Annotated in this window: 28 protein-coding genes; 7 read left to right on the top strand and 21 right to left on the bottom strand. The window is 30.8% G+C overall.

From position 1 onward, the window contains the following. Positions 1-69 precede the first annotated feature (69 nt). From AA076_RS03410 to AA076_RS03390, 5 genes are all read right to left on the bottom strand, one after another. Positions 70-1,443, bottom strand: coding sequence for a cryptochrome/photolyase family protein (locus AA076_RS03410; protein ID WP_000952049.1), 1,374 nt, complete (start codon positions 1,441-1,443; stop codon positions 70-72). 85 nt (positions 1,444-1,528) lie between these two features. Further along, positions 1,529-3,082: an SLC13 family permease gene (locus tag AA076_RS03405; RefSeq protein WP_001288049.1), complete on the bottom strand. Its 1,554-nt coding sequence runs from the start codon at positions 3,080-3,082 to the stop codon at positions 1,529-1,531. A gap of 282 nt (positions 3,083-3,364) precedes the next feature. Next, positions 3,365-3,652 carry a hypothetical protein gene (locus tag AA076_RS03400; RefSeq protein ID WP_001836197.1) on the bottom strand — a complete coding sequence of 96 codons (288 nt, stop codon included), beginning with the start codon at positions 3,650-3,652 and terminating at the stop codon, positions 3,365-3,367. A 34-nt stretch (positions 3,653-3,686) separates the two neighbouring features. Next, a complete protein-coding gene (locus AA076_RS03395) occupies positions 3,687-4,595 on the bottom strand; it encodes an aldo/keto reductase (RefSeq protein WP_000435107.1) in 909 nt (302 codons plus the stop codon). 102 nt (positions 4,596-4,697) lie between these two features. Further along, a complete protein-coding gene (locus AA076_RS03390) occupies positions 4,698-5,624 on the bottom strand; it encodes a CobW family GTP-binding protein (protein WP_000794407.1) in 927 nt (308 codons plus the stop codon). A gap of 225 nt (positions 5,625-5,849) precedes the next feature. Between AA076_RS03390 and mgrA the strand changes: the two genes are divergently transcribed. Further along, positions 5,850-6,293: a global transcriptional regulator MgrA gene (gene mgrA / locus AA076_RS03385; RefSeq protein WP_001283444.1), complete on the top strand. Its 444-nt coding sequence runs from the start codon at positions 5,850-5,852 to the stop codon at positions 6,291-6,293. A 126-nt stretch (positions 6,294-6,419) separates the two neighbouring features. Here mgrA and AA076_RS03380 read toward each other — a convergent pair whose 3' ends face one another. Continuing rightward, positions 6,420-8,093, bottom strand: coding sequence for an amino acid ABC transporter ATP-binding/permease protein (locus AA076_RS03380; RefSeq protein ID WP_000857602.1), 1,674 nt, complete (start codon positions 8,091-8,093; stop codon positions 6,420-6,422). Continuing rightward, a complete protein-coding gene (locus tag AA076_RS03375; RefSeq protein ID WP_000737143.1) occupies positions 8,090-9,721 on the bottom strand; it encodes an ABC transporter ATP-binding protein/permease in 1,632 nt (543 codons plus the stop codon). The genes AA076_RS03380 and AA076_RS03375 overlap by 4 nt, the downstream gene beginning before the upstream one ends. Before the next feature lie 218 nt (positions 9,722-9,939). Here AA076_RS03375 and AA076_RS03370 point away from each other — a divergent pair, with 218 nt between their 5' ends. The 4 genes from AA076_RS03370 (at position 9,940) to AA076_RS03355 (ending at position 12,699) form a co-directional block, all read left to right on the top strand. Continuing rightward, positions 9,940-10,815: an undecaprenyl-diphosphate phosphatase gene (locus AA076_RS03370; RefSeq protein WP_000469890.1), complete on the top strand. Its 876-nt coding sequence runs from the start codon at positions 9,940-9,942 to the stop codon at positions 10,813-10,815. Between the two features lie 171 nt (positions 10,816-10,986). Further along, complete coding sequence (locus AA076_RS03365; protein WP_000358498.1) at positions 10,987-11,670, top strand: hypothetical protein; 684 nt, start codon at positions 10,987-10,989, stop codon at positions 11,668-11,670. 2 nt (positions 11,671-11,672) lie between these two features. Beyond that, positions 11,673-12,131 carry a YaiI/YqxD family protein gene (locus AA076_RS03360; RefSeq protein ID WP_000148828.1) on the top strand — a complete coding sequence of 153 codons (459 nt, stop codon included), beginning with the start codon at positions 11,673-11,675 and terminating at the stop codon, positions 12,129-12,131. A 1-nt stretch (position 12,132) separates the two neighbouring features. After that, on the top strand, positions 12,133-12,699 hold the full coding sequence (locus AA076_RS03355) for an LOG family protein (RefSeq protein ID WP_000820892.1): 567 nt from the start codon (positions 12,133-12,135) through the stop codon (positions 12,697-12,699). Positions 12,700-12,794: 95 nt separating this feature from the next. On the opposite strand, the gene AA076_RS03350 is transcribed toward AA076_RS03355, so the two are convergent. The 4 genes from AA076_RS03350 to AA076_RS03335 all read right to left on the bottom strand — a co-directional run bounded on the left by AA076_RS03350 (position 12,795) and on the right by AA076_RS03335 (position 14,759). Then, positions 12,795-13,337 carry a GNAT family N-acetyltransferase gene (locus AA076_RS03350; RefSeq protein ID WP_000638613.1) on the bottom strand — a complete coding sequence of 181 codons (543 nt, stop codon included), beginning with the start codon at positions 13,335-13,337 and terminating at the stop codon, positions 12,795-12,797. A 79-nt stretch (positions 13,338-13,416) separates the two neighbouring features. Further along, a complete protein-coding gene (locus tag AA076_RS03345; protein WP_000545115.1) occupies positions 13,417-13,716 on the bottom strand; it encodes a hypothetical protein in 300 nt (99 codons plus the stop codon). Between the two features lie 137 nt (positions 13,717-13,853). Continuing rightward, complete coding sequence (locus AA076_RS03340; protein WP_000733431.1) at positions 13,854-14,249, bottom strand: SA0632 family lipoprotein; 396 nt, start codon at positions 14,247-14,249, stop codon at positions 13,854-13,856. Positions 14,250-14,315: 66 nt separating this feature from the next. Further along, the gene (locus AA076_RS03335) at positions 14,316-14,759 is read right to left on the bottom strand and encodes a GNAT family N-acetyltransferase (protein WP_001259678.1); all 444 of its coding nucleotides are present in this window, start codon (positions 14,757-14,759) and stop codon (positions 14,316-14,318) included. 126 nt (positions 14,760-14,885) lie between these two features. Between AA076_RS03335 and AA076_RS03330 the strand changes: the two genes are divergently transcribed. Next, positions 14,886-15,575 carry a DUF1129 domain-containing protein gene (locus tag AA076_RS03330; RefSeq protein ID WP_000842860.1) on the top strand — a complete coding sequence of 230 codons (690 nt, stop codon included), beginning with the start codon at positions 14,886-14,888 and terminating at the stop codon, positions 15,573-15,575. Between the two features lie 98 nt (positions 15,576-15,673). On the opposite strand, the gene AA076_RS03325 is transcribed toward AA076_RS03330, so the two are convergent. From AA076_RS03325 to AA076_RS03275, 10 genes are all read right to left on the bottom strand, one after another. Beyond that, positions 15,674-16,162 (bottom strand): DUF456 domain-containing protein, encoded by a 489-nt coding sequence (locus AA076_RS03325; RefSeq protein WP_000152582.1) that lies wholly within the window; start codon positions 16,160-16,162, stop codon positions 15,674-15,676. Beyond that, positions 16,159-17,379 carry a sugar efflux transporter gene (locus AA076_RS03320; protein ID WP_000367064.1) on the bottom strand — a complete coding sequence of 407 codons (1,221 nt, stop codon included), beginning with the start codon at positions 17,377-17,379 and terminating at the stop codon, positions 16,159-16,161. The genes AA076_RS03325 and AA076_RS03320 overlap by 4 nt, the downstream gene beginning before the upstream one ends. A 200-nt stretch (positions 17,380-17,579) precedes the next feature. Further along, positions 17,580-18,446 carry a LysR family transcriptional regulator gene (locus AA076_RS03310; protein WP_000687411.1) on the bottom strand — a complete coding sequence of 289 codons (867 nt, stop codon included), beginning with the start codon at positions 18,444-18,446 and terminating at the stop codon, positions 17,580-17,582. Between the two features lie 115 nt (positions 18,447-18,561). Then, positions 18,562-19,206 carry a ribonuclease FAU-1 family protein gene (locus AA076_RS03305; RefSeq protein ID WP_000865624.1) on the bottom strand — a complete coding sequence of 215 codons (645 nt, stop codon included), beginning with the start codon at positions 19,204-19,206 and terminating at the stop codon, positions 18,562-18,564. 144 nt (positions 19,207-19,350) lie between these two features. Continuing rightward, the gene (locus tag AA076_RS14515; RefSeq protein WP_001789973.1) at positions 19,351-19,467 is read right to left on the bottom strand and encodes a hypothetical protein; all 117 of its coding nucleotides are present in this window, start codon (positions 19,465-19,467) and stop codon (positions 19,351-19,353) included. A gap of 91 nt (positions 19,468-19,558) precedes the next feature. After that, on the bottom strand, positions 19,559-20,032 hold the full coding sequence (locus AA076_RS03295) for a cupin domain-containing protein (protein WP_000833483.1): 474 nt from the start codon (positions 20,030-20,032) through the stop codon (positions 19,559-19,561). After that, positions 20,032-20,748 carry a YebC/PmpR family DNA-binding transcriptional regulator gene (locus AA076_RS03290; RefSeq protein ID WP_000532966.1) on the bottom strand — a complete coding sequence of 239 codons (717 nt, stop codon included), beginning with the start codon at positions 20,746-20,748 and terminating at the stop codon, positions 20,032-20,034. The genes AA076_RS03295 and AA076_RS03290 overlap by 1 nt, the downstream gene beginning before the upstream one ends. 189 nt (positions 20,749-20,937) lie before the next feature. After that, entirely contained in the window at positions 20,938-21,297 is a 360-nt protein-coding gene (gene sarX, locus AA076_RS03285; RefSeq protein WP_001090985.1) for an HTH-type transcriptional regulator SarX, read from the bottom strand. Between the two features lie 145 nt (positions 21,298-21,442). Continuing rightward, the gene (locus tag AA076_RS03280) at positions 21,443-23,593 is read right to left on the bottom strand and encodes a helix-turn-helix transcriptional regulator (protein ID WP_001129754.1); all 2,151 of its coding nucleotides are present in this window, start codon (positions 23,591-23,593) and stop codon (positions 21,443-21,445) included. Positions 23,594-24,289: 696 nt separating this feature from the next. Continuing rightward, entirely contained in the window at positions 24,290-24,934 is a 645-nt protein-coding gene (locus AA076_RS03275) for a Bax inhibitor-1/YccA family protein (protein WP_000081602.1), read from the bottom strand. Positions 24,935-25,294: 360 nt separating this feature from the next. Here AA076_RS03275 and AA076_RS03270 point away from each other — a divergent pair, with 360 nt between their 5' ends. After that, positions 25,295-26,092, top strand: coding sequence for a LysM peptidoglycan-binding domain-containing protein (locus AA076_RS03270; RefSeq protein ID WP_000731644.1), 798 nt, complete (start codon positions 25,295-25,297; stop codon positions 26,090-26,092). The last annotated feature ends 329 nt before the right edge of the window (positions 26,093-26,421 follow it).

The raw sequence follows: 26,421 nt of genomic DNA, 5'->3' as shown, positions 1-26,421 counted from the left end.
TTATATTGCTTAAGAACTTTATATTCTGCTCCAGATTTTACTCATGCCAGATCTATCAATTGAGCCGAATTAGTCTAGCGCTTTAAATGTAGCTAAAACTTGTGTACGTTTTTCTTGATGATCTACCATTTGTCTTGGATAATGACTACCTAATTCAATCCCCTGTTCAAAAAGGTTGGACTCATTGCGTTGTGTATCATGCAAATATTTTGCATCAATTTGATTAAAAATCGGAAGATATGTTTTGATATACAAAGCTTTAGCATCAAAGCGTTCACTCTGTCTTATTGGATTAAACATTCTAAAATACGGCACTGCATCCGTACCTGTAGAAGCAGACCATTGCCATCCATGAATATTTGATGCTGCATCATAGTCAATAAGGTGCTTTCTAAAGAATTTTTCTCCCCATGTCCAATCTATAAATAAATCTTTGGTTAAAAATTGCGACACAACCATTCTCATTCGATTATGCATAAAACCAGTTTGTGTCAATTCCATTATTGCTGCATCAATGATTGGAAATCCTGTTTGCCCTTCGCACCATGCATTAAAATCCGCTTCATTTTGCGACCATTTTATCTGTCGATATTTAGGTTTGAAAGCTTGGTATGAGGTTTCAGGATACTGTGTCATTAACACATAATAAAATTCTCTAAAAATGAGTTCACGTATAAATGCTTCATAGTTTGCCTCATCTTCATCATAACGCGCCAATAAATCATTAAAAATTTCAATAATATCTAATAATCCATATGCTAAAGCAACACTTAGCTGACTTGTTAATACTTCAGGTAAATAGTCTCTTCCGCTTTCGTAATTCTGTATATCTTGATCTAAAAAATGTTGCCATTTATTCTGTTCAATTATTTGTGAGGATCCAAATGCTATGTCATCAAACACTAAATCATCAGGTGATGCAATGACAAAGTTTTCGAATGATTTTAAATCATAGTGATATACGTCTCTATGCCTCAAGTAAGGTCGCCATTTTTTATAGAAACTAGTAAAAACATTGTATGGCTCCCCTTGTTGATTCATTGTTTTACTCGCTTTAAAGTAATGATTCCCACGTATCAAAGTAACGGCAATGCGTGCTTCATTGAATAAAGAACGTTGATGTAAAATATCATATTCTTCAAGATGATAACTCATAATATCACCCGCAGTCACTACTTCAGAGATATTGTTTTCTTTACAAAATGAAATGATATCGTCATAAGACATAACATAAGGTGTAAGCTTTTCTGCGTGCAACGATTGGTAAAAGCGCTGCAAAGTACCGCGATAAAACTGTGCTTTCAAATCAGAAGCTGAAGACATGTCCTCTTCCGGAATGATAAAATAACATGCATCAATGTCTTCTTTTTGTTGATAAATATATTCAAATAATGGATTGTGTTCCATTCGAAACATTCGATTTAATAACACAGCAATTGCCATAAACAAAACACCCTTCAATTATCTTTTTATTTTATTAAGCTTTTTGTCACTTTAAAATAACCTAGATTCTTATTTATATTTTTAATTAAAGCAAACCTAACCATTTCCAATAAGTCATGCTAAAAACTATCACTAGAATATACCCTACAATTGTCAATGGTATACCTGCCTTCAAGAAATCTTTAACCGTAAAAGTACCAGTGCCATAAGCCAACATATTTTGAGGTGCACTAACAGGTAATAAGAAACCAAAACTAATAACAAATTGTTGAATTAAAACAAATCCTATAGACTGGTCTCCTAAGTGTAACGTAGAGGTTAGCGAAATAAAAACAGGTATTAACGCTGATGATAAACTTGTTGCACTCGCAAAGCCCAAATGAATCAATATATTAAAAAGCGTGATAAGTGCAATTGTCGCGATAATAGGTAAATGTTTTAAACCTAAAACACCAAAAGTTTGATCACTTAACCATTGAGCTGCACCTGTTTTCAAAAGAACGTTACCTAGTGAAATACCTACACCAAACACGATAATTGTTCCCCATGGTATTTTATTTTCAACATGTTTCCATGTCATGACACCAATTTTCGGCATTAACATAACACCTAAAGCAATAATAGTAATGGATGCAGAGTCAATCGGATGTAATACTTTTTCAGTTGACCAAAACAGTAATAATAACATCGATATAACAATTAAACGCCATTCACGTGGGCTAACGGGGCCAAGTTTATGCAATTCTTCTTTTATTAAATCTTTACCACCTTCTATTGTATTAATTTCTGGAGGCATCACTTTAATCATGATGAAATATAAAGCTACGGACATAACTATGGACCAAGGCGCTGCATATAAGAACCACTCGCCCCATGAAACATCAAATCCTAATTGATGGTTTATAAAATTAATCGCTACGATATTTTGTGCTGCCGCCGTTTTGATACCAATATTCCAAATTGACACAGCTTGTACTGAAGTAATTATTAATAAAGACGCTAACTTGCTATCTTTGGAAACTTTAAATGCCGCAATCATACCCAGCAAGATTGGTACAACTGCCCCTGCTCTAGCTGTTGCAGAAGGAACGAAAAATGCAAGTACAATTGAAACGATAATTGCTCCAATAACTATATTTCTAGTTTTATTACCAACAATTGATAACACTAAAAGAGCTAGTCTTTTATGCAAATTCGTTTCTTGCATAGCAGCAGCCAAAAATAATGCAGCTGCAACGAGAGCTACAGCTGAAGTTGCAAATCCACTAAACGCTAATGATAATGCATGATTAGTTCCTAGAAGGTCACTTCCAGCTAAAATAGCACTGCCACTTTTCGGATTACCTAGCTTCTCCCCTAAATTTTGAACAGGGCTAAATCCTAAAAGTAATATCATTAAGCCAATAATTAAAGTTGCTGACACCGGATATGATACAGCTTCCGTTACCCACATAATAACTGCAAAAGCTAAAATAGCTAGTACTGCCTTAGCCATTATCGGCAGACTTGAAGGTGCCGGGAGTAATAGTACAACTATAAGTATTATAAAACTCATGACAATCCAAAATGGCTTGTATTGCTTTTTTGTCTTTTCTTTCTTTTGTTGTTCATGTTCAACTACATGTTTTTCTTCTGACATAACAGTCACCCCTTTGTTTAATCTTAATTTAATTATAACAATTTTTTAAAACATACATTTTTAATTTATGCAAAATACACAATTTTATCGAAATATTTTGTAAATAATATTGCTAGGTGATGAGTTATCTCGGTTAATTACAAAACGATATCTAAGTTTAAATATTAGATCATAAAAAAACTATCTACTGAATATCCTCATAGCATCATTTTTCTAAGCAAAAGTTAAACTTAGTTAGATAAAATGCAAATGAGATTATTGTAGATAGTCTCTTTTTAATGTTTAAAAATGATTAATGCCATAAACATAAATAATTCCAAAGAATGCCGCGCCACTAAGCACTGTTAATATAAGACTTAGTAACAATGTGCGTTTATAATGTTTAACAAATGCTATGAACAAAATGACTACATTATACGCAAAGAAAAGTCCGAATAATGTCATTGTTATTTTCAAATCAGAATAGAAAATATTTAATAGTAATACAATGACTGCATAAATTAAATACGGAATAACTATAAATTTGCGTTCAAATCTTAATTGTTCGAAACGTTTATATTCGTTTGTCATGATATGCTCCTTTATGATTTAAAAGTAAATAAGTTTACGGAATATCTTGTCCGATAATAGCGGTGTAAATGTCAAACCACGACTGATCATCTAAATTAAGTTGTAGCCCTTCGATTGCTTGATCAATACGCTTTAACTGACTTGTTCCAAGTATCGGCATGATACGATGCGGTATTTTTACTAACCACGCTATCATCACAGCTGTGTCACTCACACCATATTTGTCAGCTATTGATTGAACAACTTTCATAATACGTTGCGCTTTAATATCTTCCTTGTCGAAAATTTTACCGCCTGCAAAAGGACTCCAAGCCATGATTTGAACATGGTTTTGATACATTGAATCCATTGTTCCATCTTGTAAACTATCAACGTGATATGGCGATAATTCTAATTGATTGATGCTAATATGTAGTCTTTCTTTCATAATATATTGATTTAACAATTGGTATTGTGAATGATTAAAATTCGACACCCCGAATGACTTCAACTTACCTTGTTTAACAAGTTTAGTTAATGCATCAGCAACTTGTTCTGGATCCATCAATGGTGAAGGACGATGAATGAGTAGACTATCTAAATAATCTACATTCAAATTGATTAATGACTGTTCAACAGATTTCACGATGTGCTTACTACTCAAATCATAACGATGTCCATTTGTAAAATCAAATTGCTTAGAAGGCAAAATGATACCACATTTCGTAACAATTTGAATTTTATTTCTTAATTCGGGTGATAAATCCAAAGCATTACCAAACAGTGATTCACATTGATAATCTCCATAAATATCAGCATGATCCATCGTTGTAATTCCACGTTCAACTAATTCATTTATAAAATAATTTAACTCTTTCGCAGTCATCTTCCATTCATTTGCACGCCAAAAACCTTGTACAAGCCTAGAAAAATGAACATAGTGATTAATCATTATTTGTTCCATATCTCATCCACTCCATCCCTCAATGTCACAAAATATTCACAATAAAAGTATTAAGAAATTAATGTGCTATTTCCGTTAAATTGAAACAACACATTTTCTGATTTACGTAAATTGTAGCATATCCAATTGATTACGTATGTGATTTGTATCTAAAGTTTCACCAATAATAACAATCGTTAATGGTAATTGCATGCCAATTATTCCATAGTCTGGTAAACCATATGCATATTGAAATTCATAAATTGCATTTGGTTGATCTCTAAATGACACATAACCTTTCAAACGTAGAACAGATTCCGGTAATTTCATTATAAATTGATAAAACAAATGACGATCAATCGGACCTGTAAACGTGTAAGTCATACTTTTAATCCCATGATGATGGTGATGATGAGACGATATCTCTCTGTCTTTAACAGTTAAGTCCAATTCTTCCAACGAAACTTTTCCATAGGTTGTTTTATAAGTTGGAATACTTGCACAAATCATACCTAATTGCTTATCAATTTTCTCAAGACTGTCATCAGTTATAAGATCAATTTTATTAATAATAATCATGTCACTTAGTTTCAACTGATCTTCCATCAGCGAAACTGTATTTTCGGTATATTGATGACGTTCTAAAAATCGAGTCGCATCTAATACACCATAAATAATCGGCTTTTCAAAGAAATTAACGATTTGCGGATCTTGACATGCAACTAGTAATTCCAAAGGATGCGCAATGCCTGTCGCTTCTATGATGACATGATTAACGTCCCCTTTTAAAGCAATGGCTTTTAGTTCATAGACAAGTTCTTGTTTAAGATCGCAACAAACACAACCATTAATCAATGAATGGACTTCAATTTCATTTGAAATACTATTGCTATCAATATCAAAAGTACCGAATTCATTCATGATGATTTTAATTTTCTCATCATTTTTTAATAATTCACTAATATAATGTGTCAGTAACGTGGTTTTACCACTACCCAAAAATCCGTTAATTATGGATATTCTTATTTTTTCATCTTTATTATTTTTCATTTTATATTCTCTTTTCTATTACAGTTATTTTTAAAAATGATAACATATATATTAAATTATCTTTTTGCTTGATTTAATCAAAAATATCTTCTAAACTTTAAACATACTTTAATTTTAGCATGGCATTGAATCAAAGAAAGTTGTGAATTAATAAACAATCAACTTTTTAATGATTACCAATCCGAAAAGAGAAAAAACGGATAGTATGTCTGGAGGAGAACTTTAATGTCTGATCAACATAATTTAAAAGAACAGCTATGCTTTAGTTTGTACAATGCTCAAAGACAAGTTAATCGCTACTACTCTAACAAAGTTTTTAAGAAGTACAATCTAACATACCCACAATTTCTTGTCTTAACAATTTTATGGGATGAATCTCCTGTAAACGTCAAGAAAGTCGTAACTGAATTAGCACTCGATACTGGTACAGTATCACCATTATTAAAACGAATGGAACAAGTAGACTTAATTAAGCGTGAACGTTCCGAAGTCGATCAACGTGAAGTATTTATTCACTTGACTGACAAAAGTGAAACTATTAGACCAGAATTAAGTAATGCATCTGACAAAGTCGCTTCAGCTTCTTCTTTATCGCAAGATGAAGTTAAAGAACTTAATCGCTTATTAGGTAAAGTCATTCATGCATTTGATGAAACAAAGGAAAAATAATTAACTTTTGTCATGACAATTAAAGTAATGTTTAGAATTTATTAAGAATAGAAAAACAATTAGCACGCGTAAGCTTGTTAGTTAAAAAACTGCTTGAAAGGTTTCTTAGCCTATCAAGCAGTTTTTTTATGCATTATATTGAATCATATTCCATAAAGCACCTTGATTAGCTAGTAATTGTTGATAGTTTCCCTTTTCAACTATTTTACCATTTATCATCACAATGATGGTCTCAAAACGTGACAATAAAGTTAAATCGTGTGTAGCAACAATTAATGTTTCTGCATGTGCTTCAATTAAATCCATAACTTTTAAACTATTTTGTTTATCTAATGCAGTTGTTGGTTCATCTAAAATCCATGTTGATGCAGTATCTTTTAATAACATCCTCGTAATCGCTAAACGCTGAATTTCTCCGCCAGATAATGTATGACCATCTAAGTCAATTTGACGTTCTAGTGCCAAATGTTCTAAATCTAATTGCTTAAATATTGCTTGCACCGCTTCATCTTTTTCATCGGTAAATAAATTTTGACGTATTGTACCATCAAATAATTGTTGAGATTGTAGCAAGACATTTAACGATTCAAACTTATCTTTGTCATCTATTTCAAACATATCCATATTTTCGAAACGAACAGAGCCACTATCTAATTGATATAACCCTGCCATAATTTGTAGTAATGTACTTTTTCCTGAACCAGAAGGACCCACAATCGCAATCTTTTCGCCTCTATTAACATTAAAATTAATATCCGACAACACATACGTTTGCTGATTCCAATACTTAAAACTAGCATCCTTAACTTCATAAATGTTCGTTGCATCATACTTATCATTAAGACGTTTTTTTCCATTAGTAGAAGGTACAGATATCACTTCATTAATATCGTGCAATGCTTGGTCAGTATCCGCTTTATAATACGCGACATTTGTCATTGGTACAGCTTGTTCAAATAAAGTTAAGACCATTAAAACTATACTCGTCATATAAATAATATTTAGTTGGCCTGCATTAATTTGAATTAATCCTAGAACTAAACTACCAAAAATCGAAAGCATAGCAATAATATTTAATATAAAATCATAAATCGTTAAAAAGCGTTGCTCTTTAAGTTGTAATTTATCAAAATGATTTAATTTAGCCATCAAATTATCTCGATAATGATTAATTTGATTAAATCGACGTAGTTCATCCATACCAGCTTTATAATCATAAAAATGATTTAAAAATCGGGCCTGTTCATTAGCTGCATGTTTCTTTAAAGTACGTGCTTTTTTTGAGCTTAACCAAGGAACAATGAGTAAAGTGAACAACATGCTAACCATAATCAATAGCGCATGGCCGATTGAAATGAACGCCAAAACTATGACTGTAACTAGCGCTGTCAAACCGATGACGACTGGTGGATAATAAACACGTAAATATATATTTTGTAATGCCTCAACACGACTAATCATACGTGAAATTAAATCACTAGAACTCAGTTTACGGTAAACATTAGGAATGACATTTACTAATTTACCGAAAAACTGTACCCGAATATCACGTAGCATTGTAAATGTAGCTTTATGAGAAATAAGGCGCTCTACGTATCGAGTAATAGCTCTTAAAAACCCAAACAATTTTACTGTAACGACTAAAATCATCAGAGCGTATAGTGGCGCACCAAGTGCACTTTGTGTCACCATATAACCACTTAAGAAAAACATGGCGAGCGCAACTAAACTTCCACAAACACCAACAACTATAGCTAACAATAAATCCTTATCTACTTGAAATTTTAGTCGTGTTTTCATAAGTCATCACCATTTTCTGTTATATTTACTGAAATATTGCGATCATCAGCAATCAGTCTTCCATTTTCTATATACAAGCGTCGTTGTAAATGGCGAATTGTATTATCTCTATGTGCAATGACAATCATCGTTGTATCTTTAAAATGTTGAAACAGAACGTTCTGAATCATGTGTTCTGTTTGAATATCTAAACCAGTTGCAGGCTCATCAAATATAACGAGATCTGGCTTCATAACTAAAAGACGGCAAAGTTCTATGCGTCTCATCTGTCCACCAGATAACATTTCGCCTCCTTCACCTATTATTGTGTTAATGCCTTTTGTGAAAGATTGCACTTTGTCTAATAAACCTACTTCGTCTAGCACTTCTTCAATAGTATTATTTTCTATATCTTTAAACATCGTAATATTCTCTTTTATAGAAGCACTGAAAATATATGGCTGTTGACTAAGTATTCCTATATTTAAATCACGCTGGTTTGTACTTATAGTACCTATTGTTGGCTGATAAACACCTGCAATAAGATGTGTCAAAGTGGATTTACCTGCCCCGCTTGGACCTACAAGTGCAATTTGATCACCTTTAAATATTTCCAAATTTAAATCATTTAATACCAATCTATCAGAATCATCATATCGAAATGATATGTCTGTTAACTGAATAAATGGCTTTTGGTTTTCCTCATACTTTAATAGAAATTCATTATTATAGTTCGGTTGTTCTAAAAACTCAAACACAACGTCACTGGCACCTTCACTTTGTTTTCCAGTATGGAACGCTTGCCCTAAGTCCTTAATTGCATTATAAAATTCAGGCGCTAAAATAATCGCAATTGCCGCAGTTTTAAAATCAATATTATGAAATACTACTAAGCTTAGCGTTGCTTCCAATGCAACCAATCCAATACCTAACATACTTATAAATTCGAGCATTAATCCCGATAAAAAAGCACTGCGTAAAATGCGCATTGTTAAAGTTCTAAACTGAGTACTATCGTCGTAAATATGCTTCTCTGTTTGCTCTGTACGATTAAATAGCTTTAACGTCACTAAACCTTTAGCAATATTTAAAAACCGTTGACTAAATTGATTCAAATAAGTCATTTGATCTTTTGACTCATCTCGCGTTTTCAAACCGAAAATAATATAAAACAAAGGAATAAATGGTGCAGTTATTAACATAATTAATGCGGTATTGAAATGGATGAAAAACATTGCAATGATTATGATGAGCGGAACCATCATTGATTTGAACACTTGAGGCAAATAACTCTTATAAAAAGGTGCTAGACCATCAATGTTTTCTGTGAGTATAGTCATTTGTTCACCGATTGGATGACCATTATTTTTATAAATAACCCGCTGTCTAAGCATATGCTTAACTTTAAATGCTAATGTATCACCTAACCATTGATTTAGAAATTGCACAGTTGCTCTTAAAAGTAAAACACCTAATAAAATAAATAATACAATCCATAAACCTTGAAATTGATGTCTTATAATTTTAGCTAAAAAATCTGCTATTAAAATATTTTGCGTTATAACGATTATGCCGAGACCAGTACTGACCAAGAACATGAGTACCGGAAAAATTTTATATTGAAACAGTATTGTTGTTAATTTTTTCACAATTATATCACCTAAACCTATTATAAAAGGTTTTCCTTAAAATCAAATTAAATAGCTCAATAAAATATTGTAGTTTTACATGTAAAAGAAAATGAATATATACATCTTTAGTCTAGTATTATAACTATAACTAGCATGTCTTTAAATGAATATGCTATCATGATATGGTAATTTTGATATTTAAATAAATTAAATTGAGTAATGAAAGTGGGTACATTATGTTTATCATTGAATTAATAAAAGGTATTATCTTAGGGGTCGTCGAAGGATTAACAGAATTTGCACCTGTTTCCTCTACTGGACATATGATCCTAGTTGATGATATGTGGTTAAAATCATCTGAATTTTTAGGTTCTCAGTCAGCATTTACATTTAAAATCGTCATCCAATTAGGATCCGTCTTTGCAGCAGCATGGGTGTTCCGCGAACGCTTCTTAGAGATTTTACATATTGGTAAACACAAACATGTTGAAGGAGATAACGATCAACAAAGACGTTCAAAGCCAAGACGTTTAAATTTATTACATGTATTAGTGGGTATGGTGCCAGCAGGTATTTTAGGCTTACTATTTGATGATTTCATCGAAGAACATTTATTTAGTGTGCCAACTGTTATGATTGGCTTATTCGTAGGTGCTATCTATATGATTATTGCTGATAAATACTCAGCTAAAGTTAAAAACCCACAAACAGTAGATCAAATCAGTTATTTCCAAGCATTTGTAATTGGTATTTCTCAAGCAGTAGCTATGTGGCCTGGTTTCAGCCGTTCAGGCTCAACAATTTCAACTGGGGTATTAATGAAATTAAATCATAAAGCAGCATCGGACTTTACATTTATTATGGCTGTTCCAATTATGTTAGCAGCTAGTGGTTTATCTTTATTAAAACATTATCAAGATATTCAGATTGCTGATATACCTTTTTATATTTTAGGCTTTTTAGCTGCATTTACTGTTGGACTAATTGCAATCAAAACATTCTTGCATCTAATTAACAAAATCAAACTAATTCCATTTGCCATTTACAGAATTGTATTAGTAATCTTTATTGCTATACTTTACTTCGGATTTGGCATTGGTAAAGGTATTTAATTTCCTTTTAAAATATAGACTGTCAATTAAGGAATCACTTGATTGGCAGTTTTTATTGTCTTCTTTTAAAAAACATCTGAAATACTTAATAGTGATTCACTACTATCATCGTTTATATTGATGTATCATAGGGTATGTAAAATTAATAAAGTAATTATGGAGGCAAGATCTATGGATAAGAAAAAAGTCATCAAATTTATGATTAATGTATTACCAATTGTATTGGTACCGTTAATTGTTGAACGTAAACGTATCAAACAACATCCGGACGTACAAAAAGTTACAGATGCTACAAGTAAAGTTGCTTCAAAAACATCTGCAGCAATCAGTAACACAGCGAGTGATGTTAAAGAATATGTCGGCGATAAAAAACAAGATTTTGAAAATAAACGTGAACTTAAAAAGTTTGCTAGAGAACATGATCCTGCCTATATTGAGAAAAAAGGCGAAAAATTAGCTAAACAAAATCGTAAAGACGCTGATAAAATGAATAAAATACTTCAAAAAAATATCGAAAAGCGTCATAAAGAAGAGCAAAAAGCCCGCGAAAAGAATGAAATACAACGTATTAAAGATATGAAAAAATCACAAAAATACGAAGAAAAAGCAGGCTTAACACCTAATAAATTAGATGAGAAAACTGAGAAAAAAGGCGATAAACTAGCTGAAAAAAATCGCAAAGAAATCGCTAAAATGAATAAAAAGTTACAAAAAAATATTGAAAAACGACACAAAGAAGAACAAAAACGCCAACAAGAAGCTGATAAAGCACGCATCAAGTCATTTAAAAAATATAAAGATTATGTTGCCAAAAGCGCCTCTCAACAAAATAAAGAAAACAATACAGAGGCATAATTGTGACACATATTATTATTGATGGAGATGCTTGTCCTGTTGTTGATTCTATTATAGATTTAACAACTGAGACAGGCATTTTTGTGACAATTATTCGGAGCTTCAGCCATTTTTCGAACCAATTATATCCTCCACATGTATCAACATTATATGTTGATGATGGACCAGATGCAGTTGATTACAAAATTGTTCAATTATCAACGAAGGATGATATCGTAGTCACTCAAGATTATGGACTCGCAAGTTTATTAGTCGACAAAGTCTTAATTGTCATGCATCATAATGGGAAGATATACAATTCCAAAAATATTCAACAACTATTAGATAAACGATATATGAATGCACAAATTAGAAAACAAGGTGGTCGCCACAAAGGTCCCCCACCTTTTACAAAGCAAGATCAAAAAGTGTTTGAACAATCACTATTAAAAGTCATTCATCGAATTAAGGAGCTGGATTAACATGAAACGAATCGCAGTTTATTGTGGTGCAAGCAAAGGTCATGACCCTTCATATGTACAAAAAGCATACGATTTAGGTAAATATTTTGCTGAACAAGGTTATGAATTAGTATTTGGTGCAGGGTCAATTGGCATTATGGGTGCCATTCAAGATGGTGTATTAGATCATGGCGGCAAAGCTATTGGCGTCATGCCTAAAATGTTAGATGAACATGAAATCACAAGCCAACGTTTAACTGAATTAATTTTAGTTGATTCTATGCATGAACGTAAAAATAAAATGGCAGAACTTGCAGATGCATTTGTCATGGCTCCTGGTGGCGCAGGTTCACTAGAAGAATTTTTCGAAATGTATAGTTGGGCTCAAATAGGTATCCATGAAAAGCCTATTGCCATTTATAATATTAATGGCTTTTTCAATCCACTACAAACAATGATTGACCATATGATTGAGGAAGGTTTTATTGATCCTAAGTATCGTGCTCTTGCACCGTTATGCGACACTAAGGAATCATTAATTGAATCAATATTAAATTTCAAACCTCTGGGTACTCGTTCATACGATTAATCATTCTAAGGTTAAAAAATAAACAAACACCCCTAATATTGTTATCATCAGCTAAACAATGTTAGGGGTGTTTGTTACGCTTATGTATAAATTTTTCACTTTCGAAGATTAATGTAATAGCGCACTTGCCTTTTTAATAAATGATACTTACTTAGATTGGGTAATTCGAAATGATCATACACTGTCATGCCAATTTTTTCCATTACACGTTGTGAAGCTTTATTTGCTTCTGCTGTAAAACTATAGACATCGTATATTTGATGTTCTTCTGCTAACTTCAATGTTGCCTTTGCGCCTTCAGTTGCTAATCCTTTTCCCCAAAATTCTGGCAACAAGCGCCAACCTATTTCATAAAGCGGTAATTCTTTAAATGGATAATCGCTTGTTTCTGGAATATAATTCAAACCTATAAAGCCTATCCATTGATGGGACTCTTTATCTTCTACAGCAAATAATCCAATGCCATAATCTTTAATAACCGCATCCATAGTTCTCATATCTAATTCTGAACGACGATAACTCAATAAACTTGGAAAATATTTACGTACGTCATAATTCGCATTCATTTTTTGAAAAGGTAACAGATCATCTTCATGCCAGTCTCTTAATATTAAACGCTCTGTTTCACAATAAATCATCGATTGACACTCCTATATAATTTCTCAATAAAAAACACAAAATCGATATTTTGATCAACTTTGCGTTTTAGATAGCAGTTTATTTTGATTTAGAAATATAACTTATAAGTTCAACATGAACTGGCACTTCTTTTAAACGTGCTCTATCTGATTTCAGCGCAGTAAAAGTTGCATCTATAAAATCTTGTTGATGGTTTAAACGATATGTAGCAACAAAAGTATCTGTATCGGACTCAAAGTTTGGTAAATGTGCAATTACACGCTTAATTTCGCCAGTAGAATCAGCAATCGTATGTCCTGTAATATTTTCTAATTCTCTACCTAATTCTGGCAAAGTAATATCTTGACCCTCTAAAATTCTAAAATCTTGTTCATGCATGCCGTTTCTCTCCTTTATTAATTATGTTGTCTATTTTTACGTTCTGTTTCAATCATGACCACATTTTAATTAATACATACCCTTAAAATAAGGTTTAAAACGCTGTACCTTTCATCTATAACAAGTAAGCAATTCGATTATGATTGGTGTTTGTCATTAGCTTTTTGATCTTTATCTGCTGATGTAGGCTTTTTGTGATTATCTTTATCCGATGACTTAGTTTGATCTTTTGATTGCTTATCTTGTGATGCCTCTTTATCTTTATCTTTGTCTTTATTTTTGTCTTCGTCTTTTTTATCATCCTTGTTATCTTCTTTTGAAGGTTTTAAATCTTTCACTTCTTTTTCAAGGTCTTTTTGCTTATCTGCTAATTTTTCTTTTTCTTGTTGAAGCTTTTCTTTTTTGTCTTTTAATTCTTTATTTTCTTTTTGTAAATTATCGATATCCTTTTCCAGAGTGGCTTTCTCTTGACTTTTACCACAACCTGTTAAAAATAGCATGACCGCCATAATACTGATGATTAATTTCTTCATATAAAACTCCTTAACGTCATTAAATCTTTTTTAATTTTAACATGAATTAGCAACATAATCCTAATTCTAATCAATATCTTTATACATTTTCACATGACTCACTTGATAACCTAAATCTTTATTCAAAGATATCATTGGCAAATTATTTTTATGAATTGTATTGCTTATTCGCTTTGCATTCATAGTTTTTGCCCATTTTTCAAGCGCAATCTTCAGTTGCGTAGCTATTCCCAGTTTGCGAAATTGTGGTTCAACATATAGCAGTTCAATGTTAACCATACTTTTTTCATTACTAAAATGTCCCCAAATAAACGCTATTAATTGACCTTCATTTTCATATATATAAATTTTATCATTTGTATGTTCTAATCTTGAACATATCATCTCGTACCTAAGAGCAATACTCAGTTTAGTACATTTATAGTTGGATTCTACTTGCGACAATAATGTCTCATGTATATTAGCTATTTGCTTGATATAATTATGTTCATCTTTATTAAGTGTCCTCATTTTCCTCTCCAATATTAATCGTTATATTTATGCGTTTAATATGATATGATTGACCTTATTAATACTATAAAATCATTTCCATTTTAATTTGGAATTAAACATTTTTAAAGGAGCGCTTAAGTAACAATGAAAAGTACTGCGCAATTAACAAAAGAAAATAATGTTAAATCATTAAGATTAAGCAATACTGATAGAGAAATCTTCGAGAATTATATGACTTATATGCGCTCTGACTTTCGCGTCAACCCTCATGATACAGAGTTAATTATTAACCGTATACTCAAACAATTATTAAGCGCAGAACAACATGGTTTATTAGCCTTAGATTTTTTCAATCACGACCCAAAAGCACATGCAATAAAAGAACTAAAAGCGATGCCTAATGAAACATTTAAAAATATTTTTAAATATATCTATCAACACATCGTTCTATTAATTGGGATTGTTAGTTTTCTCAAAGGATTTTTAGGATTTTTCATGGAAAAAAATGGAAGTAATTTATATTTTGTTTCATTCCCGTTTTCAGTAGTCGTTGGATTCTTTATTGTCTTTTTATTTATATGGTTTAGTTTTAAAACAATACAACTGCAGTGTTTTAACAATTCAAATTGGATATGGATATTCACCTATTTAGCAATCATTCTACTAATTGTAGGATTTTTCTATGTATTCTTTATTCCACAATCATTACTTGCCTTTGGACCATATATTCAGGTAAGCAATTGGGTATTTATTATATTTTCATTTATAGTTATGCCTATTGGATTACGCATTGAAAGAAATATTTCGAAAAAACATTCTCATACATTTTTATAAACAAAAAGCTTATTACATCATATGCGAATTTGGTACTGTTAATGATAAAATCACTAAATTACAGTTACCGAAAAACATATTTTGCAATAAGCTTTTTATTAATTAATCAATAAAGCATCTATAAAGAACCATACAATCATTATAAACATAATGATTGCTTGAGCTATACTACTTGTTAAAAATGCTACGATTGAACCTATACTTACTTTAACTGCTCTTTCAAATGAATAGCCTTGTATTAATTCAACTATGAATACCAAAATAAAAGGTATAATAATAATTCCAAATGGCGGTAAAACAAAACATCCAATAACCACACCAATTAAAGCTGCATACTCTCCAAACTTAGAACCACCGAAGCGATTCACAAAATATTTATTAGCTAAAAAGTCGGCACATAAAATTAATATTGTTAGCAATGCCATAGATACATAAAACACCCATGATAAATGCTGATTATGAAAGCCAAATTGATAGATTAAAAAGCCAACCCATAATACTAAAACAGAAGGAATAATCGGCTTAATCAACCCAACAAATGCTAACATGAAGGCAGCGATGATAAGTAGCCATAAAATAATTGTCATGTTGATATCACATCCTCTTTTGTAATTTTTTGATTTTTAGTAAAGAATATAAGTATCATACCTAACATGATTGATGCTGCTGATACAAAAAATACATTTTCCAAACCTACCCAGTGACTCATAGCACCACCTAATAGGTTACCGCCTAACTGTCCAATAACCATTGCATTAGAAAATAGTGTTGAAGCGTATCCTGGAAAATCTGGTAAGATATCTTGGAAATAACTAATACCAATTCCTAAAAGAACCGCTAAGAAAATAGCTAAAAACACCTGTCCTGCTAACATCATATAGAAGTTTTTAAATACCCCAATGCTGAAGTAGAATAAACCACCAAAAATCGCTCCATAAATCAACAATGTTCGAGTCTGTAATCTAGATGATAAAACGCCAAGAATGATCATAAATGGCACTTCTAAACCAGCACATAAACTAGCTAAATAACCGACATGTTGTTCATTTTCTTTTAAATAATCAGTAACAAATAAAGGCATATTCATCGTATACATCCATTGTCCAATGTGTAATAAAATAAATGCAATAAATGGTAATAAAAGCGTTTTGTCTTTAAACATATTAGGAGCAATTTTTTCAACATGTTGTTGCGTACTAATAGGGTGTTTAATGTTTAAATCCTTATAGAAAAACACTTGAAGTACTAAAGTAAATAAAATGATACTTATTGTTCCACCAAACAATCCAGCATAGCCTTTTAATCCGATTAATTGGGCACCAATAAATGGACCAAATAAAAAGCCCAATGAGAACATTGAACGTAATACTGTGTTGGCAAATTGAGCTCTATCTTTAGAGCTTGAAACATTGATAGATTCTCTAGCAGATGCGTAAAGTTGGGGCATTGCTGGTGCAAATAATCCTTGGAAAATCGCATATAGTAATATGAATAACCAGATTGTATCTACAAAAAAGTATATTGAAAAACCAAGCGCACCCATTAATAATGCGAGAATAATAATAATTTTTCTATTAAAGTGATGCGTATCCGAAAATCTAGCAATAATTGAATTTACTGTAAACTGGCTAATCGCTGCAGATGCTAGAAGTAATCCATACTGATTTGTTGTCATACCTAAATCTTTAGTTGCAAAAAGAACAAGATATGGGACCGTAACCGCAATACCCATACCTAGTAGAAACATATTAGCAACAAAGAGTTTATAATTCTTTATTTGTAATAACGCTGCAAACATATCCATAACCCCGCTTCTTAGAGCCCCTTTTAATTTATTAATTAGGGGCTCTTATGCAGTTGGTGCATTAGCAACCAACTGTATTCCTTTGTCCCCTTTTAATTTATTAATTAGGGGCTCTTTTGCTGTTGGTGCATTAGCAACCAACTACGTTCAATTTAACCGAATAGTTTAAAATTAAATACAAACCTTAAATTAGTCTAAAACTACGCCTTTGGTTGTTCAACAAAGCTCGCCATGAGATTTACAAAAGAATCAACTTGTGGCAATTGCAACATGCTCGGATCATAACTCATAAATGTCGAACGAATCAGCGGTTCATTATCAATTTCTACTTTTTCAAACTCAAATTGTTCTTTGCTGATATTTTTCATCATAATTTCTGGCAAGATTGTAACACCTACACCACTAATCAACATTTCTTTGCAAGTTGCTACTTGATCCACTGTAATAGTTGCATGGTAATCTTGTTCTAAATTATCGTTATACCATTCTTTTATTTGATTTATATAAATCGGATCAGCTTGAAACTCTATAAATGGTAACTTTGTAACATCATCTCGTCTATTTTTTGGAAAAATAAAATAATGATCATCATTAAATAAATGTGTGTTAGCTAAATTCATTACCTTATTTCCACGAGTTATCATAACATGATAATCTCTATGATTTGCTTTAATTTGTTCAGTTGAACCAACTTGCACTTGTATTTCAACATTAGGAAATTGGGCATTATATAGGCTCAAAACTTCAGGAAGTAAGGTTTGTCCAATCAAAGAAGAACACCCGATTGATATTGTTCCATTCACTTCACCAATATGTGCCTGCATTTTGTCAAAAAATAATCGCTCTCTTTTCAACATGTCACGAGCATGCTCAATAATCATTGTTCCTTCAGTTGTTGTAATCAATTGTTTTTTTGTTCTGATAAAAATATCTACTCCAAAAGCATTTTCAATAGCTTTTAGTCTTTGTGTAACAGCAGGTTGAGATATATATAAAATTTCAGCCGCTTTACGTAACGTTTTCGTTTCGTCTAATGTTATTAGTAAACGATAGTCTTCAATCTTCATAATTTCCCCCCATAAATTATTCAATTATTGAACTTTCATGGCTACAAGCATTCATGAGTTCATTACTAACGAATAATTTCACCAATTTTATTGGTATGGCTGCAGCTTGAATTACTTAGTTTTTCTTTTGTTGTTGGTGATTTTTAGTTTGATTATATTGCTTAGGCTTTATTTGTTTGCTTTTTTCAATATTAGTTTTATTTTGTGGCTTTTGATGATTTTTTTGAGCCTTTGCATTAATTTTATTAAAGCAGTACATGATTTTCTTTTGGAATCCTTTAAAATCATTTTCTAACTCTGCCATAATTTGATGTGCAATCATATATGCTTCATGAAATTGCTTTTTTGTAATTTGCTCACTTTCTAATGCAAACATTAAATCATCTTCATCTACCAACTCATATTCACCACTTGGTAATGCTAAAACATCTAAACATAAATCTACTGTACGCGCATTACCTTTTTGCGTTATATTTTTGATATTTATATCAAAATAATATTCTAATGGATTGCCTTTATTATCAAACATTACAGTTATACTATAACGTTTCTTTTCAGGTAGTATTTGCAACCATTTATAATTGTCATCTGCGACAATGATATTTTGTCCAACTACCGTCACCTCTAAAGGATCACGAACCTTTTTCATCGTGACTAAGCCTATAATACCCTTAAACCTATTATTATTAACTTTTACCTCTGTGTATTCCCTATCAATTAGGCGACGCCAGTGACGTTTATCTATATACTTTACTTTCACAGTCACCAACTCCTTGTCATTATTATATAAAACTACATAAATGATGTCATGTCATGATACAGTTTTATAGTTTTTGTTAATCATATGAAAATATTTATTATTATTTTACTACAACTCGCTTCAATTTACTTAAAATAGACAATATTAATTAGATAGTACACACATTTCTTCATAAAAGTGATTTTTCAAAAATATAAATAACACACTCTTATCGTTTTCAAAATCATTTAATGCTATTTTCATTAAAAACAGCTGAAGCATCAAATCTATTCTGATTCAATCAAGAATACATATAAAAATGAAGTGACTCAAAGGTTTATTAACAACCTTCAAACCACTTCATTGATCACTTTTATTTTAAAGCATATTTTTCGATTACTGATTTAAGATGCGGATATTGCGTAATTAATTCAGATTGCTTAAACAATTCAAACTGCTTAAACTCAAATGCCGGTTGACACATACAACCTACTAAACTAAAAGTATTTGATATTTCGATTGAAGAAGCAAAAATTGTTCCTTTAGGCACTACATATTGCAATACATCTCCATTTTGGATATCAGTACCCAATGTTGCAGTCGTATATTCCCCATCCGGATTTATCATATGAATTGTTAGAGAATCGCCAGCATGATAGTACCATACTTCATCAGCATCAATTCGATGAAAATGCGAAATATTGTCATCTGTAAGTAAAAAATAAATACTACTAAACGGCGCTCTGCGTCCATCTTTCAATACTTCTCGAATTGTCTCTCTATAGAAACCACCTTCAGGATGTGATTCAAGTTGCAATTCATCAATCCATTGTTCTGCTGATTTCATTATTTCAAATCCACATTATGGAATACGTTTTGTACATCTTCTAAATCTTCTAATGCATCGATTAATTTTTCAAATGTTACTTGGTCCGCTTCAGAAAGTTCAATATCTGTTTGAGGTAACATTTCAAATTCAGCAACTTTAAATTCTTCAACACCTGCTGCACGAAGCGCATCTTGAACGACTGCAAATTGATCTGGTTCAGCATAGACTATTGTCAATCCATTATCGTCAATCACATCATTTACATCTACATCTTGTTCCATTAATGTTTCAAGTATTTCGTCAACAGACTTTCCTTCAATACCAAATGTTGCCACATGATCAAACATATAAGCAACTGATCCAGATACACCCATATTACCGCCGTTTTTACCAAAAGCAGCTCGCACATCAGAGGCAGTACGATTTACATTATTTGTTAACGCATCAACAATTAGCATTGATCCGCTTGGGCCAAATCCTTCATATCTTAGGTGATCAAAGTTTTCGTCTCCAGCACCCTTAGCTTTATCTATTGCTTTTTCAATAATATGATTCGGCACTGAATATGTCTTAGCGCGTTCAAGCACCAACCTTAAAGCTTGGTTAGATTCTGGATTGGGTTCACCAGATTTTGCTGCAACATAAATCTCCTTACCAAATTTCGCATATATTCTACTTGTGTTTTTATCTTTTTGGGCCTTTTTTTCTTTAATGTTATTCCATTTACGTCCCATAATGTCATCTCGCTTTCGAACTGTTTAATTAACAACATATATTATACATGATTTTTTTATGTTTATATACATTTTCACAATTAACATTATTGAACTACGATTTCTTCAAACTGTTACTTAGTTTTAAAATATGTATAAATTAAAAATGTGCCGATAAGCAAATTCTATGCTTTCGACACTCAATTTCAATTAAATATTTAAAAATTGTTCTACATCTTCAAATAAAGCATTAAATTTAGATATATCATCATTATTTAAATAAATATAAATTTTACGCTCATCTTTAGATGATCTAACTTTACTAAGTCTTTCTTTTTCAATTAGTCTTCTTATAGAAACTAATAATTTTGTCCTACTTAAATCTAGCTCATCCATTGCAGTTTTTAAAAATGATTGCATAAGTACTTTTTCATCTTTGCAATGCTTCATCGTTAAATCTAAGACTGCTAAATCATTTAGCGACAACTTATATTTTTTATCAATATATTCAGATAATGCTTTATATTGTTTATAGAAGCCAAGCAATGTTTCTAATTTCTCAGTATTCAAAATGTTGCACCCCCAAATATATAAAGACAATGCTTCTGTCATTATTATCTTAAATTTTTCAGCCATTGTCTTTCTCATTTGTTTTTAATACGTTGTCAAAATTACCAACAAATGCAAATTAAATTTTGCAATACATATCAAGGTGTTATTTTTTTCCTATTTTAATTATGTATAACGCATTAAAAGTAACGTTAATATTCAAGGAATTATCACTAAAATTATGCTCTTTAATCTCTATTGCTGGTTTAAGGTAGTTGTCAATTTTAGATAGTAAACTAGGGTTCCATTCATATTTATCTCTTAATTCTTTAGAAATCAAATGATTAATGTTGCCACTATTTTCGTCCAATGTTTCTATTACAATTAGATATTTATCGTTTAAAACATTGTTTTTAAAATTTATATAAACTTGACTATCCTCAAAATTACTCATAATTGTCTCGCTCTCTATCACTCGCCAATCATAAATAACAAGACAATAATAATTCTCTATATCAAAAATAGAATAATAACTGTTTTCGTATTTTGGTTTCGAGACATATTCGATAAACTTTTCTAATATAAGACCTAGTGTTGTTTTAAATCCATTTTTGTCATATAGATGCATCGCATTAAATGCTTGATGATTGTCAAAAATGTTTAATCCAAAGCCATCAAAGTTGTGATACAGCGCACTTAATGTCTTATAAATTAATGGAGCACTATTACTTAGATCTCGTTCTTTATTATTAAGCAGTTTATGATTTTCAACATTTAGAAAAATCAGCTTTTCTTGTTCAATATCCAATTCATTAATTACTTGTTTTAAATTTTTAAAATGCAAAATATTTTTCAATAGTAACTCATCACTTTCCCCCATCAAATAAGGGCTACTTAAATTTGCATTATCTATTATTAACGAATCGAATTTAAGTCGCTTTATTTGTGATACTAGTGATTTAAAAACTGAAGGTTTTTCAAATAAACAGGTAATGTTCAATCCTAATTTCACATTCAACATGATGTTATGTAATTTTAATATCATTCGATAAATTGTTCTAATTTCCATCAATGATAAATCAAAAACAAAATGCACTTCGTAATTATTATGATTACTTAATTCGTTTGGAGATATTTGTCTGAAAACACTCATAAAAGCTTCTTCAACAAAATAAGTTGTTTCAATATTATTTATATTAAATGCTATCTTTAGATCACTTTCAATTATTGTTTTAATGATTGTGAATTTTTCTTCTTCGGACATGGTATTTTTACTTTTTAGAATCGATGGCATGATGAAAAAGACAACTTGACTGTTCTTATTCAATAAGGTTTTAAAGATTCCTTCTAAGAAAACTAATTTCATTTCTGTATAAGTATTTATTTGAATAACCGTTTGAAACAATTTAGGTGTTTCAAATTTGTCTTCATCAATATGTATAACATCAGTTAGGTGGTTTTTATAATGTTCAATATAATTCAATATGATTTCTTTTACTTCTTGCACCATTTTGCCTACTAGTGGTTCTGGCTTTAGCATTAAACATTTATTATATTTTGATAAATTACGATATTCATTCGGTGTTATATCCATATAACTTTTAAACATTTTAGAGTAAGTGGAGCTACTACTAAAACCTAAATGTTCACTTATGTTGCTAATAGTACTATCAGTAGTAAGTAGAATTTCAATCGATTTACCAATTTTCAAAGTATCAATATATTTTTTAAAACCCATGCCCATAAGTAAGTGGAATTGTGATGACAAATTTGACTTTGAGACAAATAATTTATCAGCGACACTTTTTAATGTCAATCGTTGATTTACATTTTGATAAATATATTCGAGCTCATCACGCAAATCACCATAATACGCATATCGATATTGATTTTGTGCAATCTTTTTATCCATACTTGCTTCTTTTGCAATGATTTTAATAATATCCTGTAATTTTCTAATATCAGCGTCATTAAGAGGCTGATTATCAAGGTATCGATATGTCAATTTTAATAGTAGACATTTCAAATTATAGGATGATTTAATCAACTTTGCTGTATAGTGGTAATTAAAGAAAGTAAAGCCTAATTCCGCAAACCAATCGCTACTCAAATACAACATGATCGTTTTTTTATTATTCTTAATACTAAATACATCCAGATGATTAATAATATATATATCATCTTCAATTATTTTACTTTTACGAAATTTTTGTAGTTCGATTTCCCCGTCAATTGGCCAAAATAAGACTATGCCATCTTGGCAACGCGTTGTCGCATATTCATTATTAGTAAGTATATGCAAGCATGATTTTGCCATAACTTTACCTCTTTCTATATTTAAGTACCACTTTTATCATTCCCTATAATATTTAACTTATTTAATTAAACGTAAATTTAACACAATACGAATACCAAATCAAAAATAAATAAAACTATATAATGGTTAATTTTTAAACTTATATATCAATCATTTAAATATTACAAAAATAGATGTAGTCAGTTTAATTAAACTATCCAATTGAAAACACACTACTTTTTAGTATTTTCAAAATAATTTTAAATGACCACATCTACAACGTATTACTATTATCTTTTGTTAGTTATATATTCATTTTCAATTTAAAAATAAACACTTATTTAAATCACATTCTACTTTTGAGATGAGCTCAAACTAACATTAAATTGTTTATATTATCTATACTTCTTCCTATTAATGTTTCGATTTTAAAATTAATACGTAGCTATACTTTACTTTTCTAATAAAAGTGTAATTAGAAAGGCAAGTACACCTGTTTAAAGTTTATCTTCTAAGATTTGTTTACTTTAGAACTATAGCAGTTAATCATTTCAATGATTAATAATATCTTTACAATTAAGGTAATATATTTTTATTGCTTTATCAGTAAAATCTCAGTCTAAGTTTCTAACTTATGACAATCGCTCCAGTTTAAGGTTGATATTCATTATTGATTATTCCAAAACTTTATACAAATTTCTTTATTAATTTAACTGTTTATCTTCTGAACATATTAGCAAGGTAAAGTATATCCTTAATAATATTCAACAAATTAATAAATAGATTAAATCCCATTTCTCTTGGTGAATAGTCACCTCTTTTTAAACGATTAAAATCATACAAAGTATAAAGTAGAAATAACAACAGACTAACGACGGTAATAATAGTGTAAAAAATAGGATTTTGAAGAAAAATACCAATTAGACTCGCAATAATTAATGTTATTAATGTAACGAATAAATATTTGCCTATACTCGATGCATCTCCAACGAAGAAATAACCAATAATACCAAATGCTATAAATGCAAAAATTGCTAATGCGATATTTTTATAGAAAATATCTGGTCCTAAATTTTGTAAATACGTGGTAAACGTTGCGTATGACAATAAGCCAATCACTACAGCGTAAATATGTGAAATAATTAAACCGAACCGTCTCGCTCTTTCAAAAACAAGTGTTGCTAAAATAATAATCAGTAATCCAAATGACAAGGGTTGTCGCCAACTTAATGGTAAAAACTGACCTAGATAGCATCCTATGCCAAATATAATCCAATAATACATAAAATAAAGCCACACTTTACTTATTGATTGAGCATGCTGGTTTTGATGATAATATGAATGATTTGTATTTTGCGACAAAATAATTCCTCCTTCTACCGTCGTTTTATGCGTCAAATTTTACAGTAAATTTTGCTTCATCAAAAGAAATAACCTTTAACAAGTATAGTAATTTTACATTTTACAATGTTACAAAATATAATTTTTTATAATTAGTTAAAATCACTAAAACGCTTTTATACACTATCAAATCAGCATTTATAAAAATATGAACCGATATCCTAAAATGTTAATAATATTACAAGATAATAACAAACCACACAAAGCTACTTATTTTTGATAATATGGAAATCGTAATATAAAACGAAAACTTAATTTACTATATAAATTGTCTTAATAATTTTTAAAAGTAGTAAAACATAATTTTAAGGAGGAGTCCCTTTGAAAAAATTAGCATTTGCAATAACAGCAACATCTGGTGCAGCTGCATTTTTAACGCATCATGATGCACAAGCTTCTACACAACATACAGTACAATCTGGTGAATCATTATGGAGTATTGCTCAAAAATACAACACTTCAGTAGAGAGTATTAAACAAAATAACCAATTAGATAACAACTTGGTATTCCCTGGTCAAGTTATCTCAGTAGGTGGAAGTGATGCACAAAATACGTCAAACACTTCTCCACAAGCTGGTTCAGCATCATCTCATACTGTACAAGCTGGTGAATCATTAAATATCATTGCTAGCAGATATGGTGTTTCAGTTGATCAATTAATGGCAGCCAATAACTTACGTGGTTATTTAATTATGCCTAACCAAACATTACAAATTCCTAATGGTGGATCAGGTGGTACAACACCAACAGCTACAACAGGTAGCAATGGCAATGCATCATCTTTTAATCACCAAAATTTATACACTGCTGGTCAATGTACATGGTACGTATTTGACCGTCGTGCTCAAGCTGGTAGTCCAATTAGCACATATTGGTCAGACGCTAAGTATTGGGCTGGTAACGCAGCTAATGATGGTTACCAAGTAAACAACACACCATCAGTTGGTTCAATTATGCAAAGCACACCTGGTCCATATGGTCATGTTGCTTATGTTGAACGTGTCAATGGTGATGGTAGTATCTTGATTTCTGAAATGAATTACACATATGGTCCATACAATATGAACTACCGTACAATTCCAGCTTCAGAAGTTTCTAGCTATGCATTCATCCATTAATTAAATAAATTGTACTGGTATATACTAGCAATTCACATCATGTGAGATTGCTAGTTTTTTATTTTTGAAAAAAATTTTCATTTTGGTACAAAAAATTATCTCACCCTTCCCTATCATACATATTTATATTTTGTATGAATGGTAGTTAGGTAAAAATTAACAACCTACCTATTTGATTAAATTAAATGCATAATATATTAAAAATCAAAATAATGCAACTAAGTTGACTATATAATGATTTAATTTGTTATACCAGTATTTTACGCTTTTTCGTCTACATATACAAATTTATATTAAATAAAGCCCAATACAATTTAGGTTAATTAAAC

The organism is Staphylococcus aureus, assembly GCF_001027105.1.
GTDB lineage: Bacteria > Bacillota > Bacilli > Staphylococcales > Staphylococcaceae > Staphylococcus > Staphylococcus aureus.
The sequence above is the reverse complement of the archived record's forward strand: the minus strand, read 5'-3'. Positions and strand labels throughout refer to the sequence as shown.